The 21,932-nt window shown below is 50.1% G+C and carries 19 protein-coding genes; 5 read left to right on the top strand and 14 right to left on the bottom strand.

Features of this window, described 5'->3' with window-relative positions; translation table 11 throughout:
* Together RYZ26_RS05135 and RYZ26_RS05130 are read left to right on the top strand one after the other, a co-directional pair.
* A partial coding sequence (locus RYZ26_RS05135) for a hypothetical protein (RefSeq protein ID WP_317682090.1) occupies window positions 1–672 on the top strand: 672 nt, incomplete at its 5' end.
* A gap of 153 nt (window positions 673–825) precedes the next feature.
* Window positions 826–2,478: a hypothetical protein gene (locus RYZ26_RS05130; RefSeq protein ID WP_317682089.1), complete on the top strand. Its 1,653-nt coding sequence runs from the start codon at window positions 826–828 to the stop codon at window positions 2,476–2,478.
* On the opposite strand, the gene RYZ26_RS05125 is transcribed toward RYZ26_RS05130, so the two are convergent.
* From RYZ26_RS05125 to RYZ26_RS05090, 8 genes are all read right to left on the bottom strand, one after another.
* Window positions 2,475–3,116, bottom strand: coding sequence for a LysE family translocator (locus tag RYZ26_RS05125; RefSeq protein ID WP_317682088.1), 642 nt, complete (start codon window positions 3,114–3,116; stop codon window positions 2,475–2,477). The genes RYZ26_RS05130 and RYZ26_RS05125 overlap by 4 nt on opposite strands.
* Before the next feature lie 18 nt (window positions 3,117–3,134).
* Window positions 3,135–3,557, bottom strand: a complete 423-nt coding sequence (locus RYZ26_RS05120; protein WP_317682087.1) for a GFA family protein — start codon at window positions 3,555–3,557, stop codon at window positions 3,135–3,137.
* Window positions 3,558–3,561: 4 nt separating this feature from the next.
* Complete coding sequence (locus RYZ26_RS05115; protein ID WP_317682086.1) at window positions 3,562–3,990, bottom strand: universal stress protein; 429 nt, start codon at window positions 3,988–3,990, stop codon at window positions 3,562–3,564.
* A gap of 14 nt (window positions 3,991–4,004) precedes the next feature.
* On the bottom strand, window positions 4,005–6,593 hold the full coding sequence (locus tag RYZ26_RS05110; protein WP_317682085.1) for a TRAP transporter permease: 2,589 nt from the start codon (window positions 6,591–6,593) through the stop codon (window positions 4,005–4,007).
* A gap of 146 nt (window positions 6,594–6,739) precedes the next feature.
* Window positions 6,740–7,714 (bottom strand): TAXI family TRAP transporter solute-binding subunit, encoded by a 975-nt coding sequence (locus tag RYZ26_RS05105; RefSeq protein WP_317682084.1) that lies wholly within the window; start codon window positions 7,712–7,714, stop codon window positions 6,740–6,742.
* A gap of 294 nt (window positions 7,715–8,008) precedes the next feature.
* The gene (locus tag RYZ26_RS05100; protein ID WP_317682083.1) at window positions 8,009–8,833 is read right to left on the bottom strand and encodes a beta-keto acid cleavage family enzyme; all 825 of its coding nucleotides are present in this window, start codon (window positions 8,831–8,833) and stop codon (window positions 8,009–8,011) included.
* On the bottom strand, window positions 8,833–10,158 hold the full coding sequence (locus tag RYZ26_RS05095; RefSeq protein WP_317682082.1) for an aspartate aminotransferase family protein: 1,326 nt from the start codon (window positions 10,156–10,158) through the stop codon (window positions 8,833–8,835). Before RYZ26_RS05095 ends, RYZ26_RS05100 begins: the two co-directional genes overlap by 1 nt.
* 5 nt (window positions 10,159–10,163) lie before the next feature.
* Window positions 10,164–11,066, bottom strand: coding sequence for a MurR/RpiR family transcriptional regulator (locus RYZ26_RS05090; RefSeq protein ID WP_317682081.1), 903 nt, complete (start codon window positions 11,064–11,066; stop codon window positions 10,164–10,166).
* A 185-nt stretch (window positions 11,067–11,251) separates the two neighbouring features.
* Here RYZ26_RS05090 and RYZ26_RS05085 point away from each other — a divergent pair, with 185 nt between their 5' ends.
* The gene (locus RYZ26_RS05085; protein WP_317682080.1) at window positions 11,252–11,770 is read left to right on the top strand and encodes an adenine phosphoribosyltransferase; all 519 of its coding nucleotides are present in this window, start codon (window positions 11,252–11,254) and stop codon (window positions 11,768–11,770) included.
* Between the two features lie 10 nt (window positions 11,771–11,780).
* On the opposite strand, the gene RYZ26_RS05080 is transcribed toward RYZ26_RS05085, so the two are convergent.
* A complete protein-coding gene (locus RYZ26_RS05080; RefSeq protein ID WP_317682079.1) occupies window positions 11,781–13,331 on the bottom strand; it encodes a DUF4384 domain-containing protein in 1,551 nt (516 codons plus the stop codon).
* Between the two features lie 134 nt (window positions 13,332–13,465).
* Here RYZ26_RS05080 and RYZ26_RS05075 point away from each other — a divergent pair, with 134 nt between their 5' ends.
* Complete coding sequence (locus RYZ26_RS05075; protein ID WP_317682078.1) at window positions 13,466–13,972, top strand: GAF domain-containing protein; 507 nt, start codon at window positions 13,466–13,468, stop codon at window positions 13,970–13,972.
* Here RYZ26_RS05075 and RYZ26_RS05070 read toward each other — a convergent pair.
* Genes RYZ26_RS05070 through RYZ26_RS05055 form a run of 4 tightly spaced genes read right to left on the bottom strand, consistent with a single transcriptional unit; the run spans window position 13,929 to window position 19,057 of the window.
* Window positions 13,929–14,687, bottom strand: a complete 759-nt coding sequence (locus RYZ26_RS05070) for a substrate-binding periplasmic protein (RefSeq protein WP_317682077.1) — start codon at window positions 14,685–14,687, stop codon at window positions 13,929–13,931. The two genes, RYZ26_RS05075 and RYZ26_RS05070, sit on opposite strands and share 44 nt — an antisense overlap.
* A 20-nt stretch (window positions 14,688–14,707) precedes the next feature.
* Window positions 14,708–16,078, bottom strand: coding sequence for a cysteine--tRNA ligase (cysS, locus tag RYZ26_RS05065; RefSeq protein ID WP_317682076.1), 1,371 nt, complete (start codon window positions 16,076–16,078; stop codon window positions 14,708–14,710).
* 1 nt (window position 16,079) lies between these two features.
* Entirely contained in the window at window positions 16,080–17,414 is a 1,335-nt protein-coding gene (gene gltX / locus RYZ26_RS05060) for a glutamate--tRNA ligase (RefSeq protein ID WP_317682075.1), read from the bottom strand.
* Window positions 17,411–19,057 carry an NAD+ synthase gene (locus RYZ26_RS05055; RefSeq protein ID WP_317682074.1) on the bottom strand — a complete coding sequence of 549 codons (1,647 nt, stop codon included), beginning with the start codon at window positions 19,055–19,057 and terminating at the stop codon, window positions 17,411–17,413. The genes gltX and RYZ26_RS05055 overlap by 4 nt, the downstream gene beginning before the upstream one ends.
* A 203-nt stretch (window positions 19,058–19,260) precedes the next feature.
* On the opposite strand from RYZ26_RS05055, the gene RYZ26_RS05050 reads away from it, so the two are divergent.
* Window positions 19,261–20,961 carry a methyl-accepting chemotaxis protein gene (locus tag RYZ26_RS05050; RefSeq protein WP_317682073.1) on the top strand — a complete coding sequence of 567 codons (1,701 nt, stop codon included), beginning with the start codon at window positions 19,261–19,263 and terminating at the stop codon, window positions 20,959–20,961.
* Window positions 20,962–21,050: 89 nt separating this feature from the next.
* On the opposite strand, the gene RYZ26_RS05045 is transcribed toward RYZ26_RS05050, so the two are convergent.
* Window positions 21,051–21,926: a 50S ribosomal protein L11 methyltransferase gene (locus RYZ26_RS05045; protein ID WP_317682072.1), complete on the bottom strand. Its 876-nt coding sequence runs from the start codon at window positions 21,924–21,926 to the stop codon at window positions 21,051–21,053.
* Window positions 21,927–21,932 lie beyond the last annotated feature (6 nt).

Here is a 21,932-nt window from a genome sequence, read left to right as displayed (position 1 = left end):
GCGGCTAACCCCTGTGCCGCGAAGAACCCATGCGCGGCTAACCCCTGTGCCGCGAAGAACCCATGCGCGGCTAACCCCTGTGCCGCGAAGAACCCTTGTGCCGCAAATCCATGCGCGGCTAATCCTTGTGCCGCTAACCCTTGCGCTGCCAACCCTTGTGCCGCTGCTGCCCCTGCAGAACTGACAGATGCGCAAGCAACTGCGGAATGGGATCGTCTGGTTAATGACATGCGCACCACCTATGCAAAATCTGGCCTGCCCGAAGCTGCCCAGTTCTTTGACTGGATCAATGTGACCAAGAGCCCCTATCAATCCAGCACGCATGGCGATCGTTACATGGTCAATATCGTGAACGAAACAGGCAAGGCCTATGCAAAATTTGAAGAATCCGGCAAACTGCCTGCTGGTTCCATCATCGCCAAGCCAACCATCATTGGTAAAAAAGATGGTACGGCTGAAGTCGGCCCCCTCTTCTTGATGGAAAAAATGCCATCTGGCTGGAATAAAGCTTCCTGGAACTGGAAATACACCATGATTATGGCCGATGGCTCCCTTTGGGGTCAAACCAACGGCAAGAATTCTGCAGGCATGACCTTCTGTATCGAATGCCACAATGCCATGGGTGAAGAAACCGACGGCATGGCCTTTATTCCGGAAGAATACCGCCGCTAATCTCTCCCCTTGATGATAAAGGGGCAGGCCCCTGCCCCACTAGTCTTCATCAACACTATTGGGCGAAGGTTTCAATGACCTTCGCCCTTTTTTTATGTAAAGGAAGCTGATAGAAAGAATTGAATGAATATAACCCTTTAAGGCGACTAAACTGTGTTCAAGTGGATCAAAAAAGCAAAGAAACTCTTTTCTTCAGGAGAAACAACAGAATCCGGGCTTGTGCATATCGATGATGACGGCTTTATGTCCGATGATATTTCAGTCAGTATCGAAGATATTGTCAGTCAGGATGACATGGATGACCTGGGCAAAATCCACGTCCTCAGTTTAACGGAATTCCATGAAGCCTTGGGCGAAATCTGGGATAAACGCGAAGCTAAAATCTTCCTTTTGACCGAAAGTGTGCTACGTCAACGCATTGGCGAAGGCAACCGCTGGGAACATCAAAGTAAAGAGATTTACATCATGCTGTTCCCCAGGCTTTCTGAAATGGACGGGGCCGCGCGCGCCTATGACATTGCCGAAGAATTAGGTCTCAAGATCATTGGGGAACGCTTTGATGGATCCAAACGTCCCTTGATCCGCGTGGCTGGCGTTGATCCGAAAGACGCCCTGACCGAAGATGGCAAACTGGATATCCGGAAACTGGAAAAAGCTGGTCGCGAAGGGGAGTCCGCTGGGGATGCAGGCGTCGTGCCTGATGAAACCAAAGCCGGGACCAAAATCCTGCACGATAAGGACCAGGCCGACACCATTTCCGATGATGACATCGGCCCCGCCTGGCGCGAACGTCACTGGGCAGATGACAAAGAGACTGATCCCGAAGACAAATGGGAAAAAAACCAAGTCACGCACGACGAAAGAGACGACAACTGGCAGAAAAACGAACACCACAGTACCGAACATGATACGGACTGGCAGAAAAACCAGCATGACAAGATCGCATCCACTCGTCCAAACTGGAAAAAGATGGATCAGGATAAAAAAGAAAAAGAAGGTGATGATGATCCGCAATGGGTCAGCATGGAGGCTGAAAAAACAGGTGAAGAAAAACCAACACCTAAAAAAGCCCCGGCCAAACCAACGTCGCCTTATTCTTTAAGCTTTGCGCCGTGTTGGGATAAGACATCCCAAAGCCTTGCCACCTATAAAGCCCTGTTAAACTATGAAAAACCAGGCGCGCCCAAGATCGAAGGGGCGCGTGCTTACAGTGGGCACAAGACAGCTGAACAGCGTTTCAAGATTGATATCTGGGTGATGCAGACTACCGGGAAAACATTGTTCCCGCTGATCAATAAAAAAATCAGGACCCCTGTCTTCGTGCCACTTCATTCCAGCAGCCTGCGTGGTGACATGCAGGAAAAATTCTTCGAAATGCTGGCACGTTTTACCCACGATCTGCGCAAAAACTACCTGATTTTGGAAATCATGGATGATGGTGTATGGGATATGGATGAACTCGGCACACTGGTTGGCCGCTTGAAAGAACTGGTCCATGGTCTGGCCTTTACCCCCTCGGCCACAGGTGATTTTAAAGCGCCTGCTTGCGAAGGCTTTGACTGGATCGGGATTGACCTTTCTGCCCTGACGGAAGCATCCGGCATATCCCCGGATCGACTGATCGCCCTGCAAGGTGAGATCGATAGTCTGGGGGCCAAAAGCTATATGTTTGGCATCACCCAGCGTGCACAACTGGCTGAATTTCTGGATTTAGGGGCAGAAATGCTCAGCGGTAAAGCATTGGTGCGCACAACCGCCAAGCTGCGCCCACCCTTTGCCTTACCGATTGAGCGTTTAAAGGGTTAGTTGGAAGCAGCCCGCTTTAGCTGGAGCAGGCTTACGCCCATCGCAATGAAGATACCGCCCGTGATGCGGTGGAACCACATCATGCGCTTCTGATCCGACAGCCAGCCTTTGGCCATTTTCGACACCAGCCCATAGCTGCTAAGCGAAAAGAACGAGAAGAACATAAAGATGCTGGTCAGCACGAAAAACTGCGGCATCAAGGCACTTTCCAGATTTAGAAACTGCGGAAACAGGGCTGTGAAAAACAGGATAGGTTTGGGATTGGTCACCGCCAGAAAAAAGCCTTCACGAAACACATTCCCGTAAGAACGTCTCGGCAAAGCATGACCTTCCATCCCGGCCAGTTTGGCCGCCCGGCTATTTTTAAACTGTTTGATCCCCAGATAGACCAGATAGATCGCCCCGATGACCTTCACTGCCATAAACAGGGTGGCAGATGTCATCAACAACGCGCCAAGGCCAAACATGGAAACCGCAGACAGGATAAACAATCCAATGATATTGCCCAGCGAGGACATACAAACAGCCCGCATGGATTGGGTCATGCCATTTGAAATCGCAAGGAAAATCGCGGGACCGGGGCTGATCACATAAAAGAACGAGACCACCGCATACATCAATACTACATCAAGACTCATAATCACTAACTTTCGAAATCAAGTGTCTGACGGACCGAATTCTTTCATAATGTCTTCGCTCGTCATGGTTTTACAGTCATTAGAGAATGTATAGAATTCTGGCTTCTCATCTATGAAGTATTGCACACTCATCTCAAATTTATTCTGATCTGCATCATCAAACAGACCTGTGGCGAAAGAGGTTTGCGTTTCACTCATCCGCCAGAACAGGTTGGAGCCGCATTTCTTGCAAAACCCGCGCTCCGCCCAGTCTGATGATTTATAAATGCCGATAAATTTCTCGCCTTTCCAGGTCACGTCCCCTTCAAAATAATGTCCGGTGAACGGGCCACCGGACCAGCGGCGGCACATGTCACAATGACAAGCGCTTATCTTGTTATCGACAACATCAATTTCGATCTCAACCGATCCACACAAGCACTTGCCATGGCGTTTTGTCATAACTCTATCCTCTCACCACAAAGACGGAACATTTGGCATGGCGCACAACACGTGCTGCGTTGGGGCCAAGCAGGTAATCACCCAATTTCGGGCTATGGGCAGCCAGCACAATGAGATCAATGTTCATCTTGTCACAGACGCCCAAAATCTCATCGTAAACCGTGCCGTTGGCAATGATGCGCTGGACCGAGATATCATCCGGGATATGCTCAGCGGCAAAGGCTTTCAACTGCTTTTTGATTTCCTGCATAGCGTTTTCTTCAAACCCTTTCGGGAAGAAGGACCCGACAAGCGAGCTGCCAAAATCAGGAATGACCGTCATCAGGTGCAGTTTGGCTTCATAGTCCCGCGCCATCTGGATCACGGTCGGGACGGATTTTTCCCACGAACTTGGCTCTGCCAAGTCGATGGGCAAGAGGATATCTTTATACATTTCCCAATTTCCTATCAGGCTGTTACAGGATCAGAAGCTGCCATTTTAGCACGGCGACCACGTTGCATCAGGATCACCAGCGCCAGCAGCAACAGAGCCGGAATCAACATAACCTGTTTTGAAGGACGATCAGTTTTCACCTGTACGCCAACAATTTCAAAGTCAAAATCCACGCCCAGTTTTTGTGCCGGACTGTCGAAGGTCACGTTATCAACAATCGCTTTGCCATCTTCTGTACGCAGATCAATCCCTGCAAACTGAAGACGTTCCGCACCGCTGGCTTTTGGTCCCATCGGCAGGATCACAGCTTTTGAAACTTCATCACCTTCGATACTGACCCCGGCGATTTGAATGGTCAGATCACCATCGGCAGGAACTGCTTCGGCCTGCATCATCAATTCCGTACCCGGCCTGTCTTCAAAGGGTGGAATGATCATATCCATCCAGAAGGCAGGTCGGAACATGGTGAAGGCGATCAACAACAAGGCGGCCGTTTCCCAAAGCTTGTTCTTCACCAGGAAGAAGCCTTGGGTTGCGGCAGCAAAGACCAGCATGGCTATGACGGCCACCACCACCACGGATATGAGATGTAGAGGCCCCGTTATCCCGATCATCAACAGTTCGGTATTGAAGATAAACATAAAGGGCAGGATCGCCGTTCGAATATCATACATGAAGCCTTGCAGACCGGTCCTGATCGGATCACCCTGTGAAATCGCAGCCGCCGCAAAGGCGGCCAGCCCCACAGGCGGCGTATCATCCGCCAATATCCCGAAGTAGAACACAAACAGATGGACCGCGATCAACGGCACAATCAGGCCGCTTTTCGCCCCCAGTGCCACAATCACAGGCGCCATCAGTGATGATACCACGATATAGTTCGCCGTTGTCGGCAATCCCATCCCCAAGATCAGACTGATAATGGCGGTAAAGACAAGCATCAGCATGACCGATCCACCGGAAATCAGTTCGATAAATTCGGTCATCACAAGACCGATCCCGGTCAATGTAATAGTGCCGACCACGATCCCGGCAGCTGCTGTTGCAACACCAATCCCGATCATGTTACGCGCCCCGGAAATCAGACCTTCCTGCAAATCGCAGAAGCCCTGGCGGATAGCAACGAATGTATCCTGATTACCACGGAAGATGGCCATTAATGGACGTTGGGTCACAACGATAAACATCATAAAGACCGTTGCCCAGAAAGCCGACAGACCGGGCGACAGACGTTCAACCGTCAAACACCAGACCAGCACAACAACCGGAAGCAGGAAGTAAAGACCGACTTTGACCGTTGGGCCAATAGGGGGAAGTTCGTTAATTTCTGTCGATGTATCCAGTTCAGGATAACGTGCAGCAAATTTCAGCAAGGCCACATAAATCGCAATCACGCCAATGCCAACCACATAGATCGTCGCTTCACCCGCTGCAGCTTTCACCCAGCCGAGCAATGGCGGCATAATCCAGATCAATGTACCCAGAATGATGAAGACACTTAACGCGCCAATGAGCTTGCCCATCCGATCCAGTTTATTGGTTCTGGGCAAGCCCTGCATCCCGGCCTTCATGGCTTCCAGATGCACGATATAAACCAGCGCGATATAAGAAATAATTGCGGGCAGAAAGGCGTGTTTGATTACTTCGATAAACGGTATGCCGGTATATTCCACAATCAAAAAGGCAGCCGCACCCATGATCGGCGGGGTCAGTTGCCCGTTGGTACTGGACGCAACCTCTACCGCACCTGATTTTTCAGGCGAAAACCCGACCTTTTTCATCAACGGGATCGTAAAGGTCCCGGTGGTCACGACGTTGGCGATGGATGAACCGGAAATCATCCCGGTCATGGCAGAAGACACAACAGCCGCTTTGGCCGGACCACCACGCATATGTCCCATCATGGCAAAGGCCACGCGGATAAAATAATTCCCTGCACCGGCCTGTTCCAGCAAGGCGCCAAACAAAACAAACAGGAAGACCATGGATGTGGATACACCCAAGGCAACGCCGAAGACCCCTTCAGTTGTCAGCCAGTAATGCGACATCCCTTTGTTGATAGACGCCCCTTTATGGGCAATCACATCCGGCATGTAGGGGCCGAAGAAGGTATAGACCATAAAGATCGAGGCCACGATCATCAAAGGCGGGCCAAGCGCGCGACGGGTTGCTTCAAGCAAGGTTGCCATACCAATAACGGCAACAATCACGTCGGTTTGGGTGGGGTCACCCGGGCGTTCAGATAATTCTCTATAAAAAACATAAAGATACATCACACTGCCGGTGGCGAGAATTGCCAGAACCCAGTCATAGATCGGGATGTATCGTTTCGGCGAACGACTGGTCGCCGGGAAAGCCATAAATGCGAGGAAAATTGCAAAGGCGAGATGGATCACCTTGGCTTGTGTCTCGTTAAAAACACCAAAATTGAATGCAAATGGAAGGGGGGAAGGATACCACACCTGGAAAATAGACCAGGCCAATGCGGTATAAATGAGGATTTGTGCAACGATGCCTTCCGGGCGGCGGCCACCCGTGTCGGCTTCTGCAACCAACTCGTCTGCGGATTGCGAGACGGTCTTAGCCTCTGTTTCCTGTGTCATAAGCTGTCTCTCTCACCCGGCAAAAATTTTGGGACAACCGGGAAAAGTTATTACAGGGAGTTTGAGGTCCAGGTTTTAAACCCGGCTATAAATTTAGCAAAAAAGGGATGAACCCAACGGTCCATCCCTTTGTGCATAAGGCTGCCTTAGTTCAGGCCAGCTTCTTTGTAGTATTTGGCCGCACCGTCATGAATTGGCGCAGACAAACCGTCTTTTGCCATTTGTGCTTTTTTCAGATTACCAAAAGCAGGGTGCAGTTTTTTGAAGGTGTCGAAGTTTTCAAACACAGCTTTTACAACCTGATAAACAGTATCAGCAGGCGTTGCTGTGGAAGAAACGAATGTTGCACCCACACCAAAAGTCATGGTGTCCGCATCATTGCCACGGTACATGCCGCCTGGAATTGTTGCCACACGGTAATATGGGTTGTCCGCGATCAGTTTTTCAACAACCGGGCCATCCACAGTGACCAGAACACTGTCACAAGATGTTGTAGCTTCTTTGATGGACCCATTTGGGTGACCAACAGTGTAGATCATCGCATCGATTTTGTTGTCACACAGGGCTTTGGACTGTTCAGCAGCTTTCAGCTCAGACGCCAGTGCGAAGTCATCCATCGTCCAGCCCAATGCACCCATCAGAACTTCCATAGTACCGCGTTGACCGGAACCTGGGTTACCAACGTTTACACGCTTGCCTTTCAGGTCCATGAAGTTTTTGATGCCGCTGTCAGCACGGGCAATCACTGTAAATGGCTCCGGGTGAACAGAGAAGACAGCGCGCAGGTCTTTAAACGGCCCTTTATCCTTGAACTTGCTTGTGCCGTTATAGGCATGATACTGCCAATCTGACTGGGCAACACCCATGTCCAGTTCGCCAGCTGCAATTGTGTTGATGTTGTAAACAGAACCACCTGTGGATTCTACGGAACAACGAATGCCATGTTCTTTACGGCTCTTGTTCACCAGACGGCAAATCGCACCACCCGTTGGGTAATACACACCTGTCACACCACCTGTACCGATAGTAATGAATTTTTGCTCAGCTTGGGACACGCCCATGGAAGCGGCGGCAAAACCGACAACGGCAGCTGTGGCTACGAAGGCTTTTTTGAAAAACATGTATCTCTCTCCTGCAACGGTATGTTTTCAATTAAAATAGTAATCCTTAAGAACATTCTTTTGGATCAAGTTTGAAAGGTCTAAAACTCAAACCCTTCATATTTTTTTCAGCGGTTATTTCTTGATCGCCGCGTTTCACTTTGATGTTGGGACATTTGTGATTATTTGCGACGTTTTTCTATCTAATACCTAAGCATAGTTTTTATATATCTGCAACAGTTGTTTTAGTATTTGAAACATCTTGAAACATTTATTGCATCGCAAAACCAAGCCTTTGTTTTTATGACTTTTTTATTATTGCCGCAAACCATAGCGTGCGCGCACCTCCTCTGCATTCATCGGTTTTCGTCCAATCAATTTGGCTGTATAAACGGCCTGATCAATCAACTCTGCATTATCCTTTGAGATGGTACCGTCTGCCAGCTTGCGATTATTTTCATAACCAATCCGCCCATGCCCGCCCAAACAGGCTGCGGCACTGATACAGGCATTTTCCCGGTCACCAAAGGCGCAGACGCTCCAATCCCAATCAATACCTTCCTCATAAACACTCAGAAACGACAACAATTCTTTCGGATTGGCTTGTTGTTTACCATACCTGCCAAGCACAAACAGTACAGCCAGTTTATCAAAAGGTATCAATCCACGGGCTTGCAGGTCGATCAGGCGGCGCATGTCATAGGCGTCATAAAGGATAAACTGCGGCCAGATCCGTTCTGTACTCATCCATTCACAAAAGGCAGCAAAGGCTTTTTCATCGCCATTTTCTGGCATCAGTTCGCGCAACCCCAAAGACACAGCTTCAGGGTTTACGGCACGCACAACAGCCATTTGTTCGTCTGCCTGATACACACCAACAGCTTCTGTCGTGATTTGAACCACGATTCGGTTGCCCAAATCCTGCTTGATGGCCTCAATCGCATCCCGATAAAGCCCGGCATCCAACACATGTTTATCCAGATGATCACGCACATGCAGATGGATCATTCCCGCGCCGGCTTCCAGACATTGGGCGGCACAATAAGATAATTCCTGCGGACTGATGGGCAGGGCCGGATGGTCTTTCTTGGTCAGTCGCGCCCCGTTTGGGGCGACGGTAAAGAGCATATTCTCATTCATCAGCCAATTGCCTCTTCAAATGATGCAAAGAGACGGGCAACGATTTCATCAATCAGGCTTTCATCACTGATAAAAGGCGGGGCCAGCAACACATGATCACCCAAGCGCCCATCAATGGTTCCGCCATTGGGATAACAGACCATCTTGCGCGCCATGGCCGCTTTTTTCAGGCGTAGATTGATTTTGCGTTCAGGGTCAAACGGCTTTTTGCTATCGCGATCTTCAACAAATTCAATGGCGCGGAAAAGGCCTCGGCCGCGAATATCGCCGACATTGGGGTGATCGCCAAAGGCGTCCTGCAGGCGTTTTTCCAGATAAGCCCCTTGTTTTTGCACATTCGCAATCAGGTTATCCCCTTCAATCACCTGCTGCACCGCAAGCGCTGCTGCACAGGCAACAGGGTGGCCCAGATAAGTATGGCCGTTCATAAACACACCGGACCCGTTTGCAAACGCATTATAGACTCTCCGACTGGCAAGGACTGCCCCAATGGGTTGATAGCCACCACCCAACCCTTTGGCAATGGTCACCAGATCAGGGGCAACACCATCTTGTTCACAGGCAAACAAGCTGCCCGTTCTGCCCATACCGCACATGATTTCATCCAAAATCAATAAGACGCCGTAACGATCACAGACCTCGCGCATTTTTTTCAGATATCCGGGCACAGGTTGTTGGGCACCAAGCGTGGCCCCGCTGACAGTTTCTGCCACAAAGGCCATAACCTTGTCTTCGCCCAGACGCTGAATTTCAGCTTCCAGCTCAGCAGCCAGACGGGTGCCATAGGCTTCGTCCGTCTCCCCCTCCAACTGATTGCGATAGGGATAACAGGCAGATACACGTCCATGATTAATCAACAAGGGGGCAAACGAAGCACGACGCCATTCATTCCCACCCACAGCCAAGGCGCCCAGTGTATTGCCGTGATAGCTTTGCTTGCGCGCAATGATATGTTCACGTTGCGGCTGATCGATTTCCAGGAAATACTGACGCGCCATCTTCAGCGCTGTCTCCACGGCCTCTGACCCGCCAGAAACAAAATAGGCCGCTGCCATATCACCCGGTGCACGTTCAATTAGAAAGTCCGCCAGTTTTTCAGCAGGTTCGGACGAAAAGAAACCGGTATGAGCATAGGCCAGTTTGTCCACCTGTTCATGGATGGCCGCACGCACGCGTTCATTGCTGTGGCCGATACAGGATACGGCTGCGCCGCCGGACGCATCAATGTAAGCGTCACCATTTTGGGCAATAATATAGGGACCGTCGCCTTTTTCAGCCAGCGGCAAGTCGCCTTTCAAACTACGATGAAAGACATGAGTGGTCATTTTAGTTAGTCCTTTTCAGAATGAAGCGGGCTGGGTGCATTTTTCTGCACCTCCCAATAGGCATCAAACTCGTCAAGCTGTGCCTTGCTTTGTGCCACCACGTTCAAAAGGTCTTCCCCGCCTTTTGAAATCATGATGGCGATGAGACTTTCCACCAAAGCCATATTGGCCGTCATGGATGGAAAGAAGGTCAGCGAGTCATTACGGGCCACCAGCGCGGCGTTGCCCGCACCGTCCAGTGGTGTAATCTCACTATCGGAAATGGTTAAAATCCCGGCACCCCGGTTGCGTGCATAATTCACCGCGCGCACGGTTTCCCGGCTGAAGGGCGAGACGGAAAGGGCCAACAGCACGTCGCCTTCCCCAATACCGCGCAGCACATCAGCAACCGTACCCGCACGGCCATCCACCAGCTGCGCGTTGGACCGAAACATGCTGTAGGCATAGTAAAAAGAAAAGGCGACCGGATAGGAAATCCGAAGCCCCATTACGTAAACGCGTTTTGCGTTCAGCAAAAAATCAGCTGCGGCTTCCAGCTTTTCCGGGCCACAACCATGCAGGGACTGATAAATATTATTATGGGCGTTCTGTTCAATTTCTTCCATCAGGGCAGCTGTACTGCCTTTTTGCCCCTGCAGACCACGTGCGCGCCCCACCAGATCATCCGGGGCTGCGCGCATGCGGGTTTGAAACACATCTTTTAAATCGTTAAACCCTTCAAAACCAAGGGCTTGTGCCAGACGAACCATGGTTGTGGGATGGACATCAGCAGCTTTTGCCAACTGGCGCATGGACAACAGCGCCACATCTTCAGCATTATCCAGAACATAGCGCGCAGCCGTCTGAACCTGCGGGCTCATTTGACTGAAATGATCCGCCATGCGCGCTTTCAATAAATCGAAGTCCATTTTTCACCCCGTGATCATGATCTTTTGCAACAGTAATCACACCTCCAACCATTTTGCAACAACTGTTTCATTGTGCATCGCAAAAGAAACAGTTGTTGCATTGAATATTTTGTCAAAAGAACCCTTTTCAGCCCCTCACCGCCTGCTTATGATAAGAAAATTTTTTCTGTAAGAGGGCACATCCAATGGATCTCAAAGACCATATTCGCGGCATTCCTGATTTCCCCAAACCGGGGATTCTGTTTTATGACATTTCCACCTTGCTGGCACATCCTGATGCCTGGCAGGTTGCCATGGGCCGTATGGCAAAAATCGTCAGCCGCCATCAACCCGATATTCTGGCAGGTCTGGACGCCCGTGGCTTTCTGGTTGCTGCCCCGCTTGCCCTGAAACTGGGCCTTGGCTTCACCATGGTGCGCAAAAAAGGCAAACTGCCAGGCGACACCATCGGTTATGAATATGATCTGGAATATGGATCAAATGCTGTTGAAATTCAAACCGACTGCGTAAAACCGGGCCAGCGCGTTGTGATCCTGGATGACCTTTTGGCAACAGGTGGCACACTGGAAGCAGCGATTAAACTGTTCCAGGATGCAGGCGCAGAAGTCGTCGGCACAGCCTGTATGATTGAGCTGAATTTCCTCAATGGCCGTGAGAAACTGGGCGACATCCCGTTTGATGCGCTTGTGTCTTACGACGACTAAAGACGACTCTTTACTGAACCGTCACGATTAAGGATGCTTCGGTTAAAACGGTTTTTGGCAGGCTGCGATAAATTTTGGTCAATTCGCGTTCATTTGCAACGCCAAGGGGCTGAAACGCAGCCTTTCCTGTTTGGCGACCAACCGCTTTGGAAACATCATGGTCTGTGGCAAAACATTTCACAGCCTCTACCCCGCGCGGTGGTGTGAATTCAAACGCAAAAGGCATGGCGTTTGACGGCAAATAATGGGTAAAGCCCCCCGGCAACTTCCCCGATGTCACAATATCGTTGGGGAAAATGCGAAAAATTGCGCCATCGACCTGCAGGTAATAGCAGGATACAAAAGCATCCTGACTAGCCCGCATCACCAAGATCATTTCCTGCCCCACCTTATAGGACGGATTGGTTCCTTTATTACTGGATAGATATAAATCCATCGGACCAAGTGGCTTAATGTCTGCTTCATCAATAGGGGAAGACGGCGGCAGCAGATCAAGGTTTTCCGGAATTTCTGAACGTACGATACGACCACGCCAGGCAAGAGATCGGCCTGACTGGTTATAAAGTGTCAGGCGCACATCCACATATGTTTCAAAGACCCAATAGGTCCCCTTGATCAGATAATCGTTTCCCCCTTCTGACAACACCTGATCTTCAACCGATTGCCTGTCCGTTATTTTCAACCCGCGAAAACGTTCTTCTTCCACGATAAAGTCACTGATCTCCAGATCATTGAAATTACGCGGACCGCTGGCAGCTTCACGGCGCAGATCATCACTCAGCAATCCCATAAAATAATGCCCGAACGAGGTATGAACACCACTGGTCTGATAGCGCAGGCCCTGCACCTGAATTTTGCGCACATCCATCAAATCCCGCATCAAAGCATAAGCCGCCTTGCGCGCAGCCCCCGCTAAAGACAAACCACCCGCAGTGACTTCTTCTTCCACCTTTTTGCGTTTGAATTTCTTCTGCACCGTTGACACAATCCGCCCGGTTTCTGTTTCAACCAGTTTGTATGACAGCACAATGCTTTCCCCTTGAAGGGAAAGATGGCCGACGGCCAACAGGTCTGATCGCGCCCGATCTATTAAATCCCCCAACGGATTGACACTGTCAGACCGGGTGCCGATCTCGTTAATATCCGCGATTACAGCCCCCAATTCTTTGCGTCCCACAATCGCATAACGACCATCGGCTTCACGAATAAGCGCTCGGGTAAAGCCATCCACATAAGTTTGCGCTTCGGCCAAAGAAATCGGCAGATCCCCTTCTGTAAACGGATGAATGGCGATTTTTGGGATTTCTGAATCCAACAAATTTAAGAAACGATCACTCCAATGCGGGCGTCCCAAAAGGCCGCGGGCCATGGATTTAAATTTCTTGAGATCACTTGGGCCTTTCTTTTTCTTCTTCTTTTTGTCATCCGACTTTTTCAGGCGCCAGGGTTTGTCCGGATCGACTTTTTCTGATCGAACCTCGTCTTTTTTGGTTTCCCCATAGACAGAGGTTGCCCCTATCACCTGAGCCAAAACAAACACTATCAACAAAGATTTCAGCACGCCCCTGATCCTATTCCAAGCGAAACACTATGCAATTTTCACTATACACGGATTAGAGGTTTTTTATCAAAAACACTTGTCTCTGGCAGAGAAAACATTCAGGGTGAATAGCTTACAACAAAATACGACTTATAATGACCCGAGAAAACGACATTAAAAATCAGGCAATCGAGATTGCGAACACCGATTGTTCCACCGATGAAAAGCTGATCCGTATCCTCCAATTGGGCTGCGAGCACTTTGGCCTGATGCTGGGATTGATCTCAGAAATTGACGGTGCTTCCTATTTCGTAAAAGCGGCTTATCCCGATGGCTTGCTCAGTATCGGAGAACGCTTTGATCTGGAAGAAACCATCTGCGAATCAACCCGTAAAGACAAAGGCATCGTCTGTTTCCCCAAAGCCAGCGGCACGGATTGGGTCACCCACCCAGCTTATGAAAAATTCTCGATTGAGGCTTATATCGGTGTTGCCTATTCCATGGATGGAAACGTTGCTGGCACACTTAATTTTTCAAGCCCGACGGCCATCACAAAAGATTTCTTAGCCACAGATAAAAAAATCATCCAGCAACTGGCAGAGACCGTGACAGAAATCCTTACTGCGTCACGGCAATCAGTTCATCCGGCGCGATATATTTAGAAATAATGCGGTCATATTCCCCGCTTCGCTTAAGCTCGGCCAGCCCTTCATCAAAAGCATCACGCACCGCGCGACTTCTAAAGGCTGCACGATAAGGCGTCGGGTCAAACAGAGGGTAGAAGCGAAAACGCAAGAATTTGCCATTTTTCGTTTCAAAAACTTTTTTAAAATGCAGAAAAATTCGATGGTCCGCCACAGCAACCTGCGCCCGACCAGCAGCTAACATGCGAACCTGCAATTCCTGATTGGCAATCTCAGCATAATTTTTGTTGCCATCCACCGCTTCAAAAAAATGTTCACCCAGCAATTTTTTGGCATTTTGAAACGCAATGACGCTGACCTTCTTTAAATCACTCAGACTTTCAAGCTTCAAATCTTCGGCTTCCAACGCAATGGCATAATTGCGATAGGAAATCACTTCATCAGAAAAAAAGCCATCAATGGAAATATGGGCGCGCAGATGCATACCCGCGTCCAGCCCCCCACCGTTTAATTCATGCGGGATGCGTAACAGCGGCATATATTTTGGAACCATGCGATAGCCTGCGATTTCAAGCGCACGGCTCATGATCTCATATTCAACGCCGGAATTATTTTCCTGAATGATGTAAGGTGGCTTGGACAGGCCAACGCCTACCTTGAGCGATTGCGCAGTTGCAGTGGCAATTTGCAGGGAAAGGAGAAACACAAAAACAGCGACCAACGCTTTGTTCATTGCCTGTCTCCTTTTCTACATTATTTCAACTTCCAACTTGTGCCTTGTGGTCCATCTTCCAGAACAACGCCCATGGCATCCAGCTCGTCACGAATTCGATCCGCAGCAGCAAAGTCTTTATTTGCCTTGGCTGTTTTACGCTCTTCTATCATACGTGAAATTTCGTCAGCATCTACCCCGGATGATCCCTCTCCGGTATTACCCGTAAACCATTCCTCTACATCCTGTTCCAGAATGCCGAGAAGCGCCGCACAAGCCATCAGCTGGCCTTTGTTTTGAGCAGATGGTTCCTTGTTAAAGGCCGTCAGGGTTTCATGCAGGATGGAAATGGCCAAAGGCGTGTTTAAATCATCCTTCAAGGCATCCATAAAGGCATCGGGTGCTTCAACGTCAGCAGCTTCAACATCCGCATTCTGACGAAGCGCTGTATAGAAACGATCCAGCGTGGATTTTGCCTCAGCCACCCCTTCTTTGGTAAAATCGAAGGGAGAGCGATATTGCGCAGATAGCATATAGAAACGCAGCGCTTCGCCCGGTGTCTCTTCCAGCAGGTCATGAACGGTAAAGAAGTTACCCAAAGACTTGGACATCTTTTCGCCTTCGACCATCAAATGACCGTTATGCATCCAGTAATTGGCGTATTTCTCGGTCTTGTTCGCACAGCAGCTCTGGGCAATCTCATTTTCATGGTGGGGGAAGACAAGGTCATGCCCGCCGCCGTGAATATCAAACGTATCGCCCAAGTACTTACGGCTCATCGCCGAACATTCAATATGCCAGCCCGGACGACCACGCCCCCAGGGGCTTTCCCAACCCGGAACGTCATCTTCTGATGGCTTCCACAGCACAAAGTCCGCCGGGTCTTTCTTATAAGTCGCAACCTCCACACGGGCACCAGCGATCATATCTTCCATATTTCGCCCAGAAAGCGAACCATAGTTCGGCATGCTGGGCACATGGAACAACACATGACCGTCTGCAGCATAGGCATGACCGTTTTCGATCAAAGCTTCGATCAGTTCAATCATTTCTGCGATATGTTCGGTTGCGCGTGGTTCCACATCAGGATTGCCCGCATTCAACGCGCCCATATCCTGATGAAACATGGCCGCAGTGCGTTCCGTAATGGTGCGGATATCTTCGCCAGTCTCTTTTGACTTGGCGTTGATCTTGTCATCCACATCGGTGATGTTACGCACGTAGGTGACCTTGGGGTAAAGTTTATTCAACAGACGGTTTAACACATCAAACACAATCACCGGACGCGCATTGCCGATATGGGCAAAGTCATAGACCGTCGGCCCACAGACATACATCCCGACATGATCAGGATTAATCGGTTTGAAGGCTTCTTTCTTGCGCGTCAGTGTGTTGTAGATGTGAAGTGTCATTTTATGCTGTTTCCCCTTTAAGGCGGGCGATTACTTTGTCACGACCAAGCAAGGGCAGCAAAACGCCAAGCTCTGGCCCATGGTTCATTCCGGTCAAAGCCTGACGTAATGGCATGAACAGACCTTTGCCTTTGGCACCCGTTGCTTCTTTCACTGCATTGGTCCAGGTCTTCCAGGTGGTGTCGTCCCAATTCCCTTCCGGCAGAACGTCCATGGCTTTGGCAGCGAAATCGGCATCTTCGATCACAGGTGTCACCTTGCCATAAACAATCGCCGCCCAGTCCTTGGCATCATTCAGACGCGACAAGTTTGGACGTACTGCTTCCCAGAAAGCTTCGTCCGCACCATCGATATCCAGACGAGAAGACGCTGTTGCCCAATCCATATCGTGGATCAGTTTGGCGTTCAGACGATCCAGTTCTTTGGAATCAAATTTCGGTGTACCCCGGCCAAAGCTTGCAATATCGAAAGATTTCACCAGCGCATCCATATCATCAGTTGCTTCGATATTTTCAGATGTACCCAGATGAGCCAGCAGGCTATTGATCGCCATGGCTTCCAGGCCGTCTTCCTGCAGGTCGGCCAGAGACAGCGACCCGATCCGTTTGGACAGTTTTTCACCTTCTGTGCCAGACAGCAGCGGCATGTGGGCAAATTCAGGGAACTTGCCGTCATTCAGTACTTTAAACATAGCGATCTGAACGGCAGTGTTTGACACATGATCTTCACCTCGCAGAACGTGGGTAACGTCCATATCGATATCATCAATGGCAGATGGCATCATATAAAGGAATGTGCCATCAGCGCGACGGATTACCGGGTCCGCCAGATTTGCAGAGGCAAACTTCTTGTCGCCCTGAACCAAATCGGTCCATTCGATATCACCGTCTGGCAGTTTGAAACGCCAGTGCGCCTGACGACCTTCGGCCTTCAGTTTTTCTTTGTCTTCGTCACTCAGATCCAGTGCGGAACGATCATAGATCGGCGGTTTGCCACGGTTGCGCAGGCGTTTGCGCATGTAATCAAGTTCTTCCGGTGTTTCGTAACAGTCATAGACCAGACCTTCTGCGCGCAGCTTTTCAAACACTTCTTCATAGCGTTCCATGCGGGCAGACTGATGTTCTTCTTCATCCCAGTTCAGGCCGAGCCAGGTCAGCGCATCCTTGATGCCCTGTTCATATTCCGGCTTGGAACGTTCCTGATCGGTGTCATCCACACGCAACAGGAAGGTGCCGCCAGCGCTGCGGGCATAAAGATAGTTGATCAGGGCCATACGGGCGTTCCCGACATGCAGGTGGCCAGTAGGTGAAGGTGCAAAGCGAACTTTTAAGGTCATATCAGACTCGTAAAACCATTGGTTAAGGGGTAGCGGCGATCACGGCCAAAGGCACGTGAGGTCAATTTCACACCCGGGGGGGCCTGACGGCGCTTATATTCAGCACGGTCCAGCAAGGTCCAGATGCGGCGTACCACCGCAGCGTCATGACCACCGGCCACAACGTCATCTAGGGAATACTCTTTCTCGACCAAACATTCCAGTATGTCGTCAAGAATTTCGTAAGGCGGAAGGCTGTCTTCGTCCTTTTGATCAGGACGCAGTTCAGCCGAAGGCGGTTTGGAAATCACATTTTCAGGCATCACCGGACCATCCGGTCCCAGGCACCCGTCAGGTTTATTCACGTTACGCCATTTACACAAGGCAAAGACCGTCATTTTAAAGACGTCTTTCAAAACAGAATAGCCACCACACATGTCGCCATAAATGGTAGCATAGCCAACCGACATTTCAGATTTGTTTCCAGTGGTCAGCAGCATATGGCCGAATTTGTTGGACATAGCCATCAACAACAGACCACGCGCACGCGACTGGATATTTTCTTCGGTGATGTCAGCATCGCGCCCGGCAAACAACGGGGCCAACATCTGATCGTAAGCGCCCATTACAGGTTCGATGGAAACCGTATCATACACAACGCCCAGATAGTCTGCACAGCCTTTGCCATCATCCAGACTGTCTTTCGATGTATAAGGTGATGGCATCATCACGCAGCGCACACGGTCCGCGCCCAACGCGTCCACAGCAACAGCAGCCGACAAGGCGCTATCAATCCCGCCGGAAAGACCAAGGACCACACCGGGGAAGCCATTTTTATTTACATAATCGCGCAAGCCCAGAACCATGGCCTGATAGATCGCGTCCAACCCTTCGCTATCCTTGTCTTTGGGGCCAGACACTTTACCGTCTTCAAACGTGACAAAACCGATCTCTTCTTCCCAATGTTTCATCAGGCAAACGCGTTCGCCCTTGGTATCCATCACGAAAGATGCGCCATCAAAGACCAGTTCATCCTGACCACCGACCTGATTGACATAAACCAGCGGCACGCCCGTTTCGGCCACACGTTCTTTTGCCAGATCATATCGCACCATGGGCTTGTCAGCCTCAAAGGGCGATCCGTTCAGGATGATCAGCATCTCTGCATTGAGGAATTTCAAGTCAGCTGCCACATCTTCAAACCACATGTCTTCACAAATCATGACGCCCAGCGTGCGCCCTTTATATTGGATCGTGCGGCTTTCCTTACCTGCTGAGAAGACACGAATTTCATCAAAGACGCCATAATTTGGCAAATGACGTTTCAAGACGATGTCCGCAATCTTGCCATCAACAATCATCAGCGCCGTATTATAAAGGTGGTCATCGACCAGCCAGGGGGTGCCCAAAAGGACTGCTGTGTCTTTGCCTTTAGTGGAGGCAATAAATTTATGGACGGCACCTTCAATTTCCTGTTGGAAGGCCGGTTTCAACACCAGATCTTCCGGTGGATAACCCGTGCTCAACAGCTCAGACGTGACCAGAAGATCAGCCCCTTCATCAACAGCCTTTTTATAGGCGTCAGCCAGCAATTCCATATTCTTATGGATTGCACCGACGGTGGGGTTGAGTTGGGCCAAAGCGAGCTTGAATGGACTGGTCATCGATCAAATTTCTGAGGGAACTGAAAAAACCTGCGCAAACTATGCCTCATTGATCGGAATGTCAATGAAACTGCGTCATATTTCCCAATCTTAAACGGCGATTACAATTCATTACAATGCATAACTTGTAGATATTCTAAAGAAAGCATAATTTGTATGGAAAACTAACAATATTCCACTTGCGCATCAGAGAGGCCACCGAAATGAGAAACTGGAGTATTCTGCGGAAATTACTCGTTTCCCCTGTTGTTTTCACCATTGCACTCATCTTTTTGTCCTGGCTGTCTTATGCTGGCATCCAGACCATTCGCACCACAATGGATGAGCTATTTAACAAAAACACGGCCAAAGTTATCTCTGCCATCGACCTTCGACAAAGCCTGGGCGAGATCAATGGCGGCATGTTGCGCATGATTGCCTGGGCCAGCACAGGCTTAAGTGAAGAAGAAACACAGGCCCAGCAGCGCGAATCGATTGCCGCACAGCTAACGGCGATGACCGCCCAAATTCAGACCCTGACCCAAAGCTATGACTTCGATGAAGAAGAAACCAAAGCGGTCAACAAGATCGTTGAATTAAGCGATATCTACACCAATGCCGCCAAGGATGTGTTGGAAGCGGCCAAGGATGATGCCTCCATGGCTGCGATCTTCATGTTTGAAGTGGATGACCTGTTTGTTCAGTTAAACGACGCCATCGGGGCCGAAGTCGTGATCTGGAAAAAGTCAGCCAACGATAATTTCACTCTCGCCATGTCAGCTATTGATCAGACGATTTCGGTTAACGGATCCATCGTTGTTGCTGTTCTGATCGGTGCCTTTATCATCGCGATGTTTGTCGCCACCAATATTTCGCGCCCCGTTCGTAATATGACAAAGACCATGCAGGCACTCGCCAATGGTCAGCTTGACGTCGCCATCCCCGCCGAAGGGCGTAAAGATGAAGTGGGCGAAATGGCAGGGGCCCTTTCCATCTTCAAAGACAATCTGGTGGAAATGGAAGATATGCGCGCCTCGCAAGAAACAACGCGAAAACAACAGGAAGAAGCCAACCGTGAACAGATGATGAGCCTTGCAGACAAGCTGGAAAGTTCCGTTTCCAGCGTCATCAGCAGCCTGGGCGTTAAAACCGAAGATATCCTGTCTGTTGCCAGCGGCAATGGAGCAGAAAATTCCAGCAACGACACCAGCCAGTCCATGGAAGTTGCCCAAGCCTCTGAACGCACCACGACAAACGCGGATGCGGTAGCTGCTGCTACGTCTGAACTGTCGCGCGCGATTGGGGAGATTGGCGAACAGGTAACCCAGTCTACCGACATTGCCAATCAGGCGGTCTATAAAGCCGATGCGGCCAATGAAAAGATCAATGGTCTCGCCGAAGCTGCCCAACGCATTGGTGAAGTGGTCAGCCTGATCACGGATATTGCGGAACAAACCAACCTGTTGGCCCTAAACGCCACCATCGAAGCAGCACGCGCAGGCGATGCAGGGAAAGGATTTGCGGTTGTTGCAAGCGAAGTAAAGACGTTGGCCAACCAGACAGCGGATGCCACAGACGAAATCGCCAAGCATATCTCCCAAATTCAGGGGGCAACGGGTGAAGCAGTTGATGCCATTGAAGATATCAGCGCAACCATTCACCAGATTGATGAAATTGCCTCCGGCATTGCCACATCCGTTGAAGAACAAAATGCAACAACGACTGAAATTGCAGAAAATGTGCAGAACGTAAGCCGCGATGCCCAGGCAGTGGCAGATCGCATTGTGTCGATGACCCGCAATGCCGCGCAATCCCACAACACCGCCATTCAGGTCACCTGGGCAGCAGAGGATTTGAAAGAACCCACTGATCTTTTAAACAAGGAAGTCGAAGGTTTCCTGAATTCGATCCGGAATGTGGGGTAATTAGTAACACACCATGTCCCGACGAAGGTCGGGACCTTTTGAACATCCGGAACACCTTCAAGAGACCCCGGCCTTGCGCCGGGGGACAATTACCGCTTACGCAAAACCAACGTCTGCCAGCCATCAACCTTGATGCGTTCAACCAGTTTCAAACCATGACAGCGATGCGCGGCAAAGACCCAGTTGGCGTCACGTTCCAGGAAACCGGCCAGCACGGCAAAGCCACCCGGCTGCAGGTTCTTCGCCAAATCTTTCGCCATCGCAGACAGCGGCCGGGCCAGGATGTTCGCCATGATCAAATCATAAGGGCCGTTGCGTGACACAGACGGTGTGCCGTATCCATCACCGCAGACGGGCAGAATATAACTTCCAACCCCGTTTACTTCTGCATTGAAACGCGCCACATCAACGGATTGCGCATCAATGTCACTGGCAACGACAGAGGCACTCCAGGTCTTGGCGATTGCCATGGCGAGGATCGCAGACCCACAGCCCATATCCAGTGGGCGATTAAAGCGATAACGTTTGGACAGTTTATTCAAAGCCTGCAGGCACCCGTTGGTAGAGGCATGTTCGCCCGTGCCGAACGCTGTTGCGGCTTCTACCTTCAGGGCAATTTTCCCTGCAGGCATGGGCCCATCGAAATGGGAGCCATAGATAAAGTAGCGACCGATTTGCAGCGGTGGATACTTGCGGGCATATTCAGCCAGCCAGTCTTTATTTTCCACTTCCGTGATTTTCAAATCCGGCATATCGACGCCAGAACGATCCGCAACCGCTTTGACAGCAGCTGTAAGCGCGGCTTCATCCGGTTTAATCTCACTGTAAGCTTCCAGACGCTGGGCGCGTTCATCATCATCCAGATACTGTGTCACCGCACCCACAAAATCTTCCAATGCAAATTCATAAGCGTCTGCCAGTTCTGGTGTTACAGACAGATCAATGCGCCACAGGATATCGGACATGGTCTA

This window comes from Terasakiella sediminum (assembly GCF_033100395.1).
Classification (GTDB): Bacteria; Pseudomonadota; Alphaproteobacteria; order Rhodospirillales; family Terasakiellaceae; genus Terasakiella.
This window is presented reverse-complemented; position numbering and strand designations above follow the sequence as displayed.

Excerpts from the sequence above, each read along its gene's own strand:
- RYZ26_RS05125 (WP_317682088.1), bottom strand. The coding sequence starts at position 3,116 with ATGAGTCTTGATGTAGTATTGATGTATGCGGTGGTCTCGTTCTTTTAT.
- RYZ26_RS05120 (WP_317682087.1), bottom strand. The coding sequence starts at position 3,557 with ATGACAAAACGCCATGGCAAGTGCTTGTGTGGATCGGTTGAGATCGAA.
- RYZ26_RS05115 (WP_317682086.1), bottom strand. The coding sequence starts at position 3,990 with ATGTATAAAGATATCCTCTTGCCCATCGACTTGGCAGAGCCAAGTTCG.
- RYZ26_RS05110 (WP_317682085.1), bottom strand. The coding sequence starts at position 6,593 with ATGACACAGGAAACAGAGGCTAAGACCGTCTCGCAATCCGCAGACGAG.
- RYZ26_RS05105 (WP_317682084.1), bottom strand. The coding sequence starts at position 7,714 with ATGTTTTTCAAAAAAGCCTTCGTAGCCACAGCTGCCGTTGTCGGTTTT.
- RYZ26_RS05100 (WP_317682083.1), bottom strand. The coding sequence starts at position 8,833 with ATGAATGAGAATATGCTCTTTACCGTCGCCCCAAACGGGGCGCGACTG.
- RYZ26_RS05095 (WP_317682082.1), bottom strand. The coding sequence starts at position 10,158 with ATGACCACTCATGTCTTTCATCGTAGTTTGAAAGGCGACTTGCCGCTG.
- RYZ26_RS05090 (WP_317682081.1), bottom strand. The coding sequence starts at position 11,066 with ATGGACTTCGATTTATTGAAAGCGCGCATGGCGGATCATTTCAGTCAA.
- RYZ26_RS05085 (WP_317682080.1), top strand. The coding sequence starts at position 11,252 with ATGGATCTCAAAGACCATATTCGCGGCATTCCTGATTTCCCCAAACCG.
- RYZ26_RS05075 (WP_317682078.1), top strand. The coding sequence starts at position 13,466 with ATGACCCGAGAAAACGACATTAAAAATCAGGCAATCGAGATTGCGAAC.
- RYZ26_RS05070 (WP_317682077.1), bottom strand. The coding sequence starts at position 14,687 with ATGAACAAAGCGTTGGTCGCTGTTTTTGTGTTTCTCCTTTCCCTGCAA.
- cysS (WP_317682076.1), bottom strand. The coding sequence starts at position 16,078 with ATGACACTTCACATCTACAACACACTGACGCGCAAGAAAGAAGCCTTC.
- gltX (WP_317682075.1), bottom strand. The coding sequence starts at position 17,414 with ATGACCTTAAAAGTTCGCTTTGCACCTTCACCTACTGGCCACCTGCAT.
- RYZ26_RS05055 (WP_317682074.1), bottom strand. The coding sequence starts at position 19,057 with ATGACCAGTCCATTCAAGCTCGCTTTGGCCCAACTCAACCCCACCGTC.
- RYZ26_RS05050 (WP_317682073.1), top strand. The coding sequence starts at position 19,261 with ATGAGAAACTGGAGTATTCTGCGGAAATTACTCGTTTCCCCTGTTGTT.
- RYZ26_RS05045 (WP_317682072.1), bottom strand. The coding sequence starts at position 21,926 with ATGTCCGATATCCTGTGGCGCATTGATCTGTCTGTAACACCAGAACTG.